General features: G+C 48.1%; 8 protein-coding genes. 5 read left to right on the top strand and 3 right to left on the bottom strand.

What is annotated here, in order from left to right; genetic code table 11:
• Positions 1 to 98 precede the first annotated feature (98 nt).
• Positions 99 to 4,061, bottom strand: a complete 3,963-nt coding sequence (locus ACOI06_RS09520) for a YhdP family protein (RefSeq protein ID WP_420662333.1) — start codon at positions 4,059 to 4,061, stop codon at positions 99 to 101.
• A 40-nt stretch (positions 4,062 to 4,101) separates the two neighbouring features.
• On the opposite strand from ACOI06_RS09520, the gene glnE reads away from it, so the two are divergent.
• The 5 genes from glnE (at position 4,102) to ACOI06_RS09495 (ending at position 12,225) form a co-directional block, all read left to right on the top strand.
• Positions 4,102 to 6,963: a bifunctional [glutamate--ammonia ligase]-adenylyl-L-tyrosine phosphorylase/[glutamate--ammonia-ligase] adenylyltransferase gene (gene glnE, locus ACOI06_RS09515; RefSeq protein WP_420662332.1), complete on the top strand. Its 2,862-nt coding sequence runs from the start codon at positions 4,102 to 4,104 to the stop codon at positions 6,961 to 6,963.
• Between the two features lie 188 nt (positions 6,964 to 7,151).
• Positions 7,152 to 8,318: an acyl-CoA dehydrogenase family protein gene (locus ACOI06_RS09510; RefSeq protein ID WP_420662331.1), complete on the top strand. Its 1,167-nt coding sequence runs from the start codon at positions 7,152 to 7,154 to the stop codon at positions 8,316 to 8,318.
• Between the two features lie 45 nt (positions 8,319 to 8,363).
• Positions 8,364 to 8,819, top strand: coding sequence for a MaoC family dehydratase (locus ACOI06_RS09505; protein WP_420662330.1), 456 nt, complete (start codon positions 8,364 to 8,366; stop codon positions 8,817 to 8,819).
• Positions 8,820 to 9,147: 328 nt separating this feature from the next.
• Positions 9,148 to 10,572, top strand: a complete 1,425-nt coding sequence (locus ACOI06_RS09500; RefSeq protein ID WP_420662329.1) for a GntP family permease — start codon at positions 9,148 to 9,150, stop codon at positions 10,570 to 10,572.
• 186 nt (positions 10,573 to 10,758) lie between these two features.
• On the top strand, positions 10,759 to 12,225 hold the full coding sequence (locus tag ACOI06_RS09495; protein WP_420662328.1) for a phospholipase D-like domain-containing protein: 1,467 nt from the start codon (positions 10,759 to 10,761) through the stop codon (positions 12,223 to 12,225).
• 126 nt (positions 12,226 to 12,351) lie between these two features.
• Here the strand turns inward: ACOI06_RS09495 and ACOI06_RS09490 are convergent, their stop codons facing one another.
• A complete protein-coding gene (locus ACOI06_RS09490; protein ID WP_420662327.1) occupies positions 12,352 to 13,494 on the bottom strand; it encodes a TAXI family TRAP transporter solute-binding subunit in 1,143 nt (380 codons plus the stop codon).
• A gap of 149 nt (positions 13,495 to 13,643) precedes the next feature.
• Positions 13,644 to 14,555, bottom strand: a complete 912-nt coding sequence (locus ACOI06_RS09485) for a YihY/virulence factor BrkB family protein (protein ID WP_420662326.1) — start codon at positions 14,553 to 14,555, stop codon at positions 13,644 to 13,646.
• Positions 14,556 to 14,762: the final 207 nt, after the last annotated feature.

Below are 14,762 nucleotides of genomic sequence, written 5' to 3'. Positions count from 1 at the left end.
ACTCGGGTTGAACATCTCTAACGAATCTAGTTCGATGTAAGTTAATTAAAAAACGCTCAGAAGCAACTTGTTTCTGAGCGTTTTTTAATCTGACAGTTTTACTGATTTTCTTGTTTAAGTGCCTGCTCAGCGCGGTCTTTTTCACGCTGCTCAGCACGTGTCAGACCCCCTTCTACAAGCTCTGGCTCTCTACCCAACTCAATCCGAAAAACTTCTGTTTTAGGTGTTTGCGGCTCAACTTCTGCAGAGTTCGCTGATCCATCAGAATCATGCGTATCTTGTGCTTGCTTCTGAGTCTCTTCATCAGCAGATGACAGATCGGTAGTCTCATCATCTTTGTCAGATTCAGGCATTTTATCCGGTGTTTCCCCAGCCTCAATCATCTGCGGATCCGCCCAAGGTCCCACGATGTTGTAATGCAATGACAGCATATGTTCGATTGGGTTTTTAAGAATATATTGCCCAACCAATGCACTCAGACCAATGATAGGATTCATCAAAAAGCCTGTCGCCATCGCGGCACCACTCAAGTCCAAATTCGGTCGAATCGTCGCACTCAAAGCCAAAATCTCAGTATTAAGGTTTGTGCCTCCCTGAAACGAAATGTTGGCCACCGGGCTATTGATATTCAGATCATTGGTTGAAATCACACCGCGGTCTGCTGTCAAGCCACCACGGATTGTGCTCCATGGAAAGCCTTTACCAAACGTGTCCGATGAACTGGCATTAAAATCCAGCAAACGACTAAACGATTGCAAAGACAGCAACTGCAGCACACGCGCCGCGGCCGAATTCACTTCATCAAACACCCCTTCAGACAAATCAACCTGAAGTTTTCCATTCATGTTCTCAAAGTCCAAAAACCATGGAAAGTTTTTCCAGTCAATATCGGCTGTAATCAGACCCTGACCACGACGAATCAGATCTGGGCGTCCCATGCGTTTGAGCATTTCACCCAAATTGATCACATTCAAACTGACTTTGCCATTCATCCCAGGATCTTTGTGTTCAAACCGCCATTGACCCGTCATGGATAGGTTGAAATCCGGATTATTGAGAGTCAGGCTTTCGATCGTCCAGTTTTTCTTATTACTTTGATTTTGTCCTTTGAGTTCGAGCTTACCCAAATCCATACCGTGTAACACCAAATCATCCACGATCAAGTCAAGAGGCGGAACCGATGACAAGGTTTCTTCGGTGGGCAATTCGGGTTTCTTTTTCTCAGGAGAGGCTGTTTTTTCAGTCTGAGCCTTTTCGGGCGAATCTTCACCTAGGTGCAAACGTGACAGTTTGGCCACCATACGACCATCGACTTCGCCATGACGCATTTTCCAACGAACCTGGCCACTAGTTTGCTTGGACTCAAAGTCCGCTGCATACTGATCGCCCGCATCAACTTTAAGGGTCGCTTGAACCTGATTCAGCACTGTGTCATCCCAGCGTACAGTTGGACTGCTCAACGTAACGACACGCAAAGCGGGCATCAAACTCGGCCCAGAACTTTGCGGCATTTTATCCAGATCTGGCGCAATCGAATTGTACACATCGTGCCAAGAAGACGCACTCAAAGAGGGTGTTTTGACTGCAATATTCAAACCGTCATTACTACTTGGAGGTGGTGCACTCACACCAATTGCCACCGTTTGCAAAACACTGGGTTGACCATTTTTAGATCCCACGCCGCGAATCTGAATTCTATCGCCCAGCCTTAATGTCCCTTGACCGACTGAATTACTGTCTGGATCAATCGTCCAGTCCAATCGGGTTGTTAAGGCCGTGCCACTGGCTAGTGTGAGCGGCTCAGGAAAGAGCAATTGGACACCACTCAAAGATGATTCGGCCACAATGTTTAGAGACTCGCTGTCAGGCGCTGCAGCTTTAACTTGCACGTTAAATGGCATCGTGCCTCGCATCCAATCATTAAGCGACGGCATTTGGGCAAACTTCAACAGCGGCCCCATCCCTATATTGCCCTCAATTTTCAGATCTTTACTGGCATCACCAAACGAACCTTTGACGGTGGTTTTGCCACCCAACATCTCACCCGTCAGGCCTTCAGTCGAAAAGCCCTGATTATCTACCACAAACTTTCCGGTCACTTCTTCATACATGGGTAGATCAACCAAACCGACCCGCCCACCTTGCAAGTTCAGAGTCGTCTTAAATTGCACGTCCTCCATATCCTCAAGTGGCAATGTCAAATCAAGATCCATCGCCCAATTTCCTTGACCTCGCAGATCCCTAATCATCTCCGGTACAAACTCAGATAAAGCAGTTTGATTCAGTGCGGTCAAGTAATTGGCCCCATCCGATTCTGTACTTGCCCGCAATTCAAGCACGGGCTCGCTATACAACTGATCGATCGTGGCTTCGATGCGTTTGGTTTCAAGCTGCCCTTGACCAGGCAATACAAGGTGTCCGCCCTGCGTAGTCGCAGACAGGAGATTCTGATGCAAACTAAACTGGCCCTGCAAATCTGTCACTGCCGGCCAACCCAATTGGGTATCTTCAGGTGGTCCATAATCAACGTGCCAATCGCGCACGCTACCATCAATCGTAAAGACGCCTTCCTGTGTCGACTCAAAAGGAAAGTCAATTAACGGACCCTTCACCACAAATGCGGCTTGGGGCACCTCACCCTGCAAGAAAGCTAATCGCATCCAGTCCAGCACATCCTCCCCAATCTCTGCGGGTAGGTAGTGATAAAGGCGATTTAATTTAAAGTCTGAAACCTTGCCCGATGCATCCAAAAAGCCCGCAGCAGAGCTCTCATCCGTTCTCCAAGAACCCGCCAAAGAGACTTTGCCATCCGGTGTCACAGCTTCCAATTGATCGACAGCGACCGTGTATTGCTGATCTGGGTGGCGACGCACTTTACTTTGTAGTGCCACCGTTTCAAACTTCAATTCACCGATCATATCGGCAGGTGGTGTCACTCGAAGGTCTTGTGCCTGAAAATTGATATTGGCAGGTCCGAGTGTTATCGGCTTTGCCACAAAATCCCCATACTCACTGACGGACAAGAATGATGCAATTGAACTGTCCAGATGTAGCGCCAGTTGCTCAGCCTCAATTTGGGTCGAATCGATGACTGTTTCATCGACTGCCACACCAGCACCCGCCATATCGAAGGTAATCCGATTGAGCTTACCTTGTGTCAAATCCAGCCAAGAACGCAAAGCGAACTGACCTTTGATTTCAGGCACATCAAACCAGCGATTCAGCTGTGACGGTTCAAACTCATTCAAATTGACGTAGATCTGCCCATCAATCTCTTTCTTTCCAGGCATACCAAACACCGAACCCAAACGTGCGCTTCGAAACATCACTTCCAAAGTGGGTTTAGTTGGTAAATCCAGTGTGAGCGTTGCGCCGATCCGATGCGAGCGTGTGCGATTCAAAAGTGATGCGGAAATATTTTCAACCTTAAGCGGTGACACATGACGTGACTGATCAATCCAAACAATCATGGCGTTGTCCAAATTGATTAAACGCTGAGCAAGCAACCATCGGATGGGCTCACGCTCAAACCATTCGCGTGTATCCACTTCTTCGGGAGTGTCTGTATTGTCTTGAGCATCATCAGCCGCATCCAATTCAAACCCAGCGGCATAAATCTTGCCGTCGAGGTCTCGACGCGCCACAATGGCCAGACGTTGAATATTGATCGAATCAAACACGGGCTCGAAGGCCGTTAAGGAACGCCATGCAGAAAACACACTGTCAACCTTTGGAATCGTCAGTGCTTTAAAACCCTGTTTATCAAATAACGCAAGATCGTACACCTCGAAAGAAGGCGACAAGCCTTGCCATTGCGCTTTAATTTCACCAAGCTCTACTTTGACGCCCAACGCATCTTGGAGGGAGGCTTCAATTTCGGGGCGCCAATTGTCAATTCTGGGTAAAAACCAGTATTTAGAAATCAACAAGACCCCTGCCACTGAAAAATAAACGACAATCAGTAGCAGAAATAAGTAACGTAAAAGTTTTTTTATGACGCGCAACGGCATAGAGACCACTTCATAAAATTCACCAATACGTTTAAGGTTAGCCTGTTTCATAGTTTCAGAGACTTTAAAACCGCCCCGGACGAAATATTCAGTGCTTAAAAACAACTTACCACTCGATTACTTACAAGCCAGTCAACAATGGTCCGCGGTCCTGTCCAGACGAATCGCACAAAACCCAAACTTCGAACAGTGGTTGTTAAATCATTGCCAAACACCTGTTAACAACGCGCGCATTGAGCAATGGTTTAAAGCACTGGGCGGCAACACACAGCCGGGTGATTACCTCGACAATGCTGCTTGTCGTCAAACGCTGCGTACATTACGCCAGCAAGTGTTCTTTGCCCTGATGGTGCGTGACATCGGTGGACTAGCCACTTTTGAGGAAGTCACGGGCGCTATGAGTGCTCTGGCTGATTTATGCGTGGCACAGGCTTATCGCACAGCCGCTCATCAGGTCTCTATCCGCCACGGCATCCCTCGTCACCTCAAAACTGGCTTACCGCAAGAAATGATCTTGGTCGCCATGGGCAAGCTCGGAGGTCGAGAACTGAACGTCTCTTCCGACATTGATCTCATCATGCTCTACGACAGTGATGGGGAAACTGATGGAGACAAACCCATTTCGTTTCAGGAATACTACAGCAAGGTCACGCGTTTGATGATGCCCATTCTGTCTGAGCTCGATGCCAATGGCCAAGTGTTTCGCACCGATTTAAGATTACGACCCGATGGCCAGTCAGGCGCTTTGGTCTGGAGTCTGTCTGCGTTTGAGAAGTACCTTAAGACACAAGGTCGGGAGTGGGAACGATATGCCTGGATCAAAGCACGGGTGATTCGCACCAAAGCTTGGGCTGATAGTGCCCCCAAACTGTCCTTGCAACGATTAGAAAGCTTGCGGCGCCCCTTCGTTTACCGCAAGTATTTTGATTTTGATGCGCTGGAGTCGTTACGCAGCCTGCGTGAACAAATTCGCACAGACTGGCAACGTCAGGTCAATGCCCGCGCTGGACTCGATTCTCACCACAACATCAAATTAGGTGATGGTGGGATCCGAGAAATCGAATTTGTAGTCCAACTCAACCAACTAATTCGCGGTGGTAATATGCCGGGCTTGCAACAAACCGGTCTCTTGGATGCACTCGCCGCACAAGTGCGTGCCGGTGTCATGCCCGAACGCGTGGCTACACATCTGGAGCAAGCCTACCGGTTCCTGAGACGCTTGGAACATTTCTTACAGTATCGCGAAGATGAACAAACCCATTTATTGCCCGATGAGCCGCAACGTCTTGCACAATTGGCCCAAACATTGGGTTTAACCCCTGAGTTGTTTCAAAAAACATTGAAGGCCCATCGTAAACGGGTTGAAGTAATTTTTCGTAATGCTTTTCGATTGGCTGGTGTGCCTGATGCGTCAACACTCAACGATGAGACTGAGATCACGACATCCCAAGCAGACGCTCTCCCACAAACAACGCCGATTACGCAAGCACCCGATCCCGCACAGCACTTACCTAGCCAGACCAACAATCTATCTCAAGACGCTTTACTGGCGCAGTTTACGCACGATCAGCAAGACATCCGACAGACCTTAGATGACTTTTTAAATAGCCACCGCATGCAGCGGCTCAATGCACTAAGCCGTTCTCGAATTCAGGCTTTAGTTCCTCGTATCCTGCAGGCTGCTTTAGAAACCGATGATCCCCGAACAACTTGCATCCGTTTACTCAACCTCATTGAAGCAGTGGCACAACGCAGTGCCTATCTGGCCCTGCTCACCGAATACCCGCTGACGATTGCACGTGCCGCCATGCTGATCGGCGCCAGCCCTTGGGCGTTGCAATACATTTTGCGCCACCCAATTGTGCTCAATCGGCTGATTGATTGGGAGACGCTGGTTCTGCCACCTGACTTTGTACAGATTGACCAGAATTTACACGCTGATTTACAAGCCTGTGTCCTGCCTGATGGCAAACCCGACGTGGAAAGCCAAATGAATCTGATGCGTGATATCCAGCATCAAATCACATTTCAGTTGCTCGCACAGGATTTAGCTGGCATTCTGACAGTGGAAAGATTGGCAGATTATTTATCTGAGCTGGCCGACTTAATATTAAAGCATGCTCTACATTGCACCTGGACTCTAGTGCGCGAGCGCATGCCTCAAGCCCCTGAAGAACCTCAGTTTGCCATCATCGCTTACGGTAAACTGGGCAGCAAAGAGCTGGGCTATGCCTCCGATCTAGATTTGGTCTTTCTTTACGAAGACGCACACGAACAAGCCCCGATATTTTACGCTCGCTTGGTTAGCCGTCTTACCTCCTGGTTGTCCACGTTGACATCATCAGGGCGACTCTATGCTGTCGATTTGAGACTACGGCCTGAAGGCGATGCAGGTCTACTCGTAGCTTCAGTTGATTCATTTGCAGACTACCAACGCCATCACGCCTGGGTGTGGGAGCATCAGGCACTGACACGCGCACGGTTTGTAGCGGGTCATGAAGGTATTGGTGCTCAATTCGAGCGTATTCGTCAGGACATTTTGATTATTCAAAGAAATCCAGATGAACTCATGCAAAAAATCATTGAAATGCGCCATAAACTGACTGCGGGCCATCCAAATCTGAGTGATCAATTCGATCTTAAACACGACGACGGTGGGATGGTTGATCTTGAATTCATCACGCAATACCTTGTGTTGCGTGATGCACACGCACATCCTGAACTCATTGCAAACCTTGGTAACAACGCCCTCCTAAAAATCTGTGCTCAGCTGGGTTTAACGCGCGCCGAACTGACGCATCAAGCCATCGAAGCCTATCGAATATTACGCAAGCATCAGCATGCTTTGCGTTTGCAAGGTCAGGAACGCGCTCCCCAAGATCAGCAAACTCTGGCGCAAGCACGCCAAGCTATTCAAACCCTGTGGGAGTCCGTCTTTATTCAAAACGCTTAGTCATTAATCAAAAACTTTTAAACCAATCTTGGTAAAACGTGCTGCAATCTTGTTCTTTGCCTTATGCTTGTCTGAATCAGAAATTCCTCGTCTGGCATGGATATCTGCGCATCCCTGAGTGAGTTGGACAACCATTGGCAGGCAACACTTTAAAGATCGAATTTCAGTCCCAAAAAGGAAATACGAATATGGACTTCTCATTCTCCGACGATCAACAAACCATCCGTGACGCCATCCTCAAACTCTGCGAACCCTTTGATGAGCATTACTGGTTACGCAAAGACAATGAAGGTGGTTTTCCGCATGACTTTCACCAGACACTCGCCCGTGATGGTTGGCTTGGTATTTGCATTCCACAAGCCTACGGAGGCTCAGAACTAGGCATTACTGAGGCTGCTATCATGATGCAAGCCATCAGTGAGTCAGGCGCAGGTTTAAGCGGCGCATCTGCCGTACACATGAATATTTTTGGACTCAATCCGGTGGTCGAGTTTGGCACAGAAGAGCAAAAACAAAGAATGTTGCCACCACTCGTCGAAGGGATTGATAAAGCCTGTTTTGCGGTGACAGAACCCAATACGGGCTTGAACACTACACAACTTAAAGTGCGAGCTGATCGCCAAGGTGATCACTACATCATCAGCGGCACTAAAGTCTTTATTTCAACCGCTCAAGTCGCCAACAAAATGCTCATCCTCGCGCGCACAACGCCACTCGAAGAGTGCAAGCGCCCAACCGAGGGTTTAAGCCTGTTTTATACCGATTTGGATCGCAAGTATGTGACCGCCCAAGAAATCCCCAAAATGGGTCGCTCGGCTGTCGACACCAATGAGCTCTTTATCGACAATCTGCCAGTTCCTGTTGACGATCTGATTGGTGAAGAAGGTCAAGGTTTTCGTTACATCATGCATGGCATGAATGCTGAACGCATTCTGATTGCAGCTGAAGCCGTCGGCTTGGGGCGCGCTGCGCTTAACCGAGCGACTCAATACGCTCGTGAACGAGTTGTCTTTAATCGTCCAATTGGTATGAACCAAGCGATTCAGCATCCGCTGGCTGTGAATTGGATCGAACTCCAAGCTGCACATCTACTGGTATTCCAGGCAGCCACGCTCTATGACCAAGGCAAACCTTGTGGTGCAGAAGCGAATGCCGCCAAATATTACGCAGCTGAAGCAGGCTTTAATGCATGTCAGCAAGCTGTGATGACGCACGGCGGTTACGGATATGCCAAGGAATATCAGGTGGAGCGTTATCTGCGTGAGATCATGATTCCTCGAATTGCGCCTGTCAGCCCCCAGTTGGTGTTGTGCTATATCGCTGAGCGTGTACTGGGTCTACCCAAATCTTATTAAATCGCGTTTAAATATTTTTTTCAGACAATCTCTGAGGAGCCAAAAATGGCCGGTTTACACTTTGAAGAGTTTGAAGTCGGGCAAGTCTTTCGCCATGAGCTGACCCGCAGCATTACCGAGATGGACAACATGTTGTTTTGCAACATGACACTCAACCCGCAGCCTTTGCATATTGATTTCGAATACGCCAAAAAAGCAGAGTTCGGTCAACCGCTGGTCAATAGCTTATTTACGCTGGGACTGGTCATTGGAATTTCCGTCGCTGACACAACACTAGGCACAACCGTTGCAAATCTAGGCATGCAAGACACCCGCTTTCCAGCACCTGTCTTTCACGGGGACACGATTCGAGTCGAAACCACGGTCAAATCCCTGCGTGAAAGCAAATCACGTCCCAAAGCTGGAATTGTGGAATTTGAGCACCGCGGAATCAACCAACGTGATGAGGTCGTTTGCATCTGCCTGCGCTCAGCACTCATGAGAAAAAAGCCAACAGCTTAAAAAACAAGCAAAAAACAACCCTCAATCAAAATACTCAGACCCACCTTCGATCGGAAGTGCCTATCGTGACTCCGATTGAAGGTTTATACAGTTTTATACAAAATCCTCTTAAAGATAGACTCTTCGCTTCTACGCAAAACTGCTACACAACGCCTACACGCAATCTTTAATAGCCACTTTTTTGGCTCAATGCCCATCCTATTTCACCCCATACAAAACACGCGTAAGCCATGTATTCCTTGACTTGCGCGCCAAATCGTCTACGATTACTCCTTCAAACTATTTTTTAGGATCTGGGATTCTTTTATTCTGCGAAAGGAATTTACGCATGAGTACCCTGGCTATTGTTGTTTCGTTGGTCTTGTTGATGTTTCTGGCTTACAGGGGCATCACGGTTTTAATTTTGGCCCCGCTCATGGCAGGTTTGGCCGTTTTGCTCTCTGGTGATATTGGGCTGTTTTTACCGATGTATTCCGAGACCTTCATGAAGGCGCTGGGTAATTACGTCATTCAGTTCTTGCCAATCTTTTTGCTGGGCTCTCTATTTGGTCAGCTCATGGCCGATTCGGGTGCTGCAAGCAGCCTCTCGAACTGGATTGTCGAAAAACTCGGACACCGTCAAGCCATCATCACAGTCGTCATTGCGTGCGGCATCCTCACTTATGGGGGGGTGTCTCTCTTTGTCGTAGCGTTTGCGATCTTCCCAATTGCCAAAGACCTGTTTAGAGTCGCCGATATTCCCAAGCGTCTGGTTCCTGCAACGATTGCGCTGGGCTCATTTACCTTCACCATGACCGCCTTGCCCGGTTCACCGGCCATTCAAAATGCCATTCCCATTCCCTACTTTGGAACCAACGTATTTGCTGCCCCAGGTCTGGGTATCATCGGTGCGATCATCATGTTTGCGGGTGGTTTGTGGTGGCTTGAAAATCGTGCCAAAAAAGCACGTTTAGCCGGTGAAGGCTACGGCACACATCCTGATGAAACGCCAGTTGAGTTGCCTGACAGCGATGAAGAAATCAATCTCGCAAGCTCTGATACAACCACCAAACCCATGCCTTTATGGTTAGCAACTTTGCCACTGATTATGGTCATTGGTGTAAACGCATTGCTCACCTACGTTGTGTTTCCTAAAATGGATCTGAGCTTTGTCACGGATGCATTTCCAAACATTGTTCCCCAGAAAATCGTCGGTTTGTGGGCACTGATTCTTGCGTTGGTTGTCGCCTGCACGACGCTGATTGTAAGTCGCCTTGGACACTGGGAAGACCTGCGCATGACAGTCAACAAAGGAGTGTTTGGCTTTATGCTACCCCTGTTCAACACCGCCAGTGAAGTCGGTTATGGATCTGTGATTGCCGGTCTGGCTGGTTTTGCCATCATTCGGGATGCTGTTCTGAACGTCAGCCCAACCAACCCACTGATTTCAGAAGCAGTTGCCATGAACGTTTTGGCGGGTATTACTGGCTCCTCCTCAGGTGGTTTGAGTATTGCGCTGGCCACGCTGGGTGAAGACTACTTGCGCATGGGGATGGAATTTGGCATTAGCCCTGAACTGCTGCACCGAGTTGCTGTGATGGCTGCGGGTGGATTCGATACCCTGCCTCACTGCGGCGCCATCATTACCCTTTTGGCGATTTGCAACCTCAGTCACCGTCAGTCCTATCTGAATATCGCCATGATCACCATGATTTTCCCACTAGTTGCACTCGTCAGTGTGATTGCATTGGGTACAATCTTCGGCTCCTTCTAAAACTTCATCTTTGAAGCTCATCGGGGTATGTTCAAATGAACATACCCCGTTTTTCTTAGTCAAATTGCATCGTAGGACTGACAGAGTATTTATATTTCCCTGTCATCTCATTCAATCGGCGATAATCAACAAACGTCAATCCCGTAGATTTTGACTGATACCCTCACTCAGGAGCAATAAAGCACTGTGGAATTTTCTGACGATTTTCATCTGTTTCTACAAAACTACTGGCCACATGTCGTTCTGATCGTCACCTTGACCGCCAGCGTGGCAGCGGCTATCCACGCCGCCATGACGAAGGATGATGTCAGAGCCGCGATTGGTTGGGTTGCGATTGTCATCTTTTCACCATTATTAGGTGCAATTTTCTACTTTTTCGCAGGGATCAACCGAATACGGCAAGAGCGTGTCACACAACAACGCGTACTGGCTGAACACGATCTGATGCTGATTGAGCAACTGGAAGTTCGAGAATGCCCTGAAGCCTGGCCCGAACAAACCCATGCCATGCTCAAAGCCGGTGACTCTATTTCACGCTACCCTCTACTCAAAGGCAATGCCATTGAGTTACTCAATGGAGGTGATCAAACTTATCCCGCGATGCTCAATGCAATTTACCAAGCCAAAAAATCGATCGCTTTACAAAGCTACATTTTTGACCATGACCACATGGGCGAGCGAATCGCCAAGGCATTGGTCGCTGCGCAAGAGCGCGGCGTTGAAGTGCGGGTTTTAATTGACGCTGTGGGTTCGAAATATTCCCGTCCACCCATCATTCAGCTCTTGCGTGAGCATCGCATTCCAGCCGCACTTTTTTTACCCACGGCCATGGGTATGCGACTTGCTTATGCCAATCTACGCAGTCACCGCAAAGTCCTTGTCGTCGATGGTGAACTAGCTTTAGCAGGTGGGATGAATATCCGTGAAAGCTTTACCAGCGAGTTTGGCAAGGATGCGATGACTCACGATACGCATTTCAGAATTCGAGGACCGGCCACACGTCAACTCATGGACAGTTTCGCACATGACTGGGAGTTTACAACCTCTGAGCGGCTCGACGGTGAAAAATGGTTTAGCTCGATCAACAGCGTTGTACAAACCGAGAATACAGCGATTCGTGTTGTGCCATCTGGACCCGATAAAACCTTGGCTAGCAACCAACACATGGTCATGGCCGCTTTATCGACCGCCAAACACCATGTGCGCATTCAATCGCCGTATTTCTTGCCCGACATTGTTTTAATCGGCGCTCTCACAACAGCCGCGCGCCGAGGTGTCATTGTCGATGTAGTCATTCCTGGCAATAACAACCTCAAGCTCGTGAGCGCAGCCATGGATGCGCAATTAGATCAAATGGTGGCAGAGGGCGTCAGGATCTGGGCTTCTTCAGGCACGTTCGATCACTCCAAACTCATGACAGTCGATGGCTTTTGGACCTACGCAGGCTCGTCGAACCTCGATCCACGCAGCTTACGTCTAAATTTTGAACTCGATCTTGAAGTTTACAATGCAGCGCTCACCCAACAGATCGAAGCACGGATTGACCAAAGCATTGCAACGGCCCATCAAGTCACCCTTGAAGCGTTACAGGCCAAGCCCTTCGGCATTCGCTTAAGAAACCGCTTAATCTGGCTGGCCACACCTTATTTGTAACAACAGATCGTTCAAATAAATAACCCGAACCAATCAGATCAGTTCGGGTTATTTATTTTTGAAGTTTAAAACGAGGGTTGTCTTGATCAATCGCCACAATCCCCGTTCTTCACATCAGTTAGATCATTAATTTAAAGAAGCCAAAGCTGCCTGACGATTTTTCTCCCACAGTTCAGCAAACTTCTCATCGGGAAGATCTTTACCTGTTTTCATGGTTTCATCCCATGCAGCGATCAATGCATTCAAACGATTCAAACGAGCATCTTGCCATTTCTGGATGTCATCCGTCCAAAGATTCTTTTCTTTCAGATAACGAATCGCACCTGGATGGAATGGCGCATCGATAGGTGGCACACCGGCTTCGTTCAAAGCCCAACGCGGCATAATCGCTGTCGCATCTTTGTACATATCGTAGGTTTCATCCATCGCTTTGGTAAACGCATAGACATCATCCTCACTCATGTCGGCACGAACAGTCATGACCGGATAACGATAGGACATGATGTGCACAGGTTTATCTTCAGAGATTCCAGCGCCAATTGTTTCAACCATCGGTCCAAAAAATGGTGCCAGCGAACGCATCCGCTCCCAACCTTTCTCATCTTCAATCGGCGCTTCTAACCAGTGAATACCACGTGGTGATTCGGCCAACTCATACATTTGGCTGGGCGTTGTTGTGGTACAAGTTGCATCGGATTGGCCCGCAGCAATCGAGCTCATGGCTGCAGCGTAGGTCGGAAACATAATTACTTGCACATCATCTGTAGTCAGACCGCCAAAGCCAATATAGGCTTCGCATTTCACGTTCAGAGACGGGTTGCCTGCAACAAATGCCAATCGTTTGCCACGAAGATCATCAAACGTCTTAATGTTGGCATCTTTGGCTGTTGGTAAGCCCAGGCCTGCAGGACGTCCAGCGATCACGCGTAAATCCTGAGGACCCCAGCGTTTAGCTGCAAAATCTTCCGTACCTTCTGTTGCGAAAAAGGTTTCCGTAGCTAGAAAGCCGACATCTGAGCGTTTCTGAATAATCGGCTGCAGACGTCCAATCGCTGAACCAGAAGGTTGGATTCGAACTTTTGTACCATATTTTTTACCAAACGCATCTGCCATTGCCGAAGCTTCGGCGTAGCCCGCCGAACCCACGTCATACGATGACCAGTTCATGGTCGGCGGTAAGGTTTGACCGATTGCTTGTGCCTGAAAAAACAAGCCACCACTTAACAGCAGTGAACTTAGAATCAGCGTGGATCGCTGCTTTTGTTTCATAACGTTGTCTCCCTGATTATTCTCGACTGCACGTCTAAAAGACACCTTATATGCCGCGTGCTACTAACAGTCTGCATAAACGCCTTACTCAGGTCAAGCGTTTTTCAAGTATCAAAGGGTAAGTACTGAAACAAGAAATATTATATAAGTTATGACGCTAATTCACGAACGACATGTGTGGCACTTTTTCTAGGCTCTATGCGAACATTTTTCAACTGCGCCAGAGCTCGCGTCAATGCAGCACCTGCAAACAAAATCAACGAAGAGTAATACACCCATAGCAAGAGTAATACGAGTGATCCCGCAGCGCCATAAGCCGAATGTGTTTCAGAGCGCGACAAATACGTCAAAATCATCGAACGACCGACAATAAACATCAGCGCCGTAGCCACCGCACCCACCAACACATATCGCCAAGGCAAAATGACATCGGGCAAGATTTTAAAGATGGCTGCAAACAGAGCAGACATCACAATCAGTGACAGCAACCAATCCGCACCTAGCATCAACATTTCCTGACCAGGAAGCCAGTCTTGTGTCCATGTCATAAAAAGCCGCACCCCTAGACTCAGACCCATAGACAACAACAAAACAAGCCCAATGCCAAGTACTACACTCAAAGACAGTAGACGCCGAATCAGATACACACGCCAACCACTTTGTGTGGATTTAGGCGCAACGCCCCAGATAGAATTTAAAGAGGTTTGTAATTGTGCAAACACAGTCGTTGCACCAAATAACATCGCACCGATACCAGCTACAATCGTGAGAATACCGCCTTGCTTTAACGCGCTATTACTAATCACAGTTTGCACCACTTCAGCCGCATTGGAACCCATATAGATTTCCAACTGGCTCAACAGCTCACCCTGAGCAGCACGCTCTCCGAATACCAAACCGATCAATGTCACCGCAACCAGTGCAATCGGTGCTAGCGAAAAAATCGTAAAAAAAGCCAATGAGCCCGCATATACAAATGCTTGGGCTCGTAACCAGATTTCAACGGTCGAACGCCCTACCTGGACTACTTTCGAGACGATTTGACGAACATGTTTCAACATACTGATAATTTTTTAAATATCGTATTTGTATCCGCTTCCCACCGAATGGGCCTTTTCAACACCATTTGACTTGCGGATCCGAACTGAATATTTCGAGCAGTTTAGGTCAAGATTTCCGAGTTAAGTTTAATTAGAACATCGCATCATAAACAAATGACATGAACGTCCCAAGCTAAAGCTGCGACAACAAAACAATGTCCGACCTAG

Source organism: Orrella sp. 11846 (assembly GCF_048820935.1).
In the GTDB taxonomy this organism is placed as follows: Bacteria; Pseudomonadota; Gammaproteobacteria; order Burkholderiales; family Burkholderiaceae_B; genus Algicoccus.
This window is presented reverse-complemented; position numbering and strand designations above follow the sequence as displayed.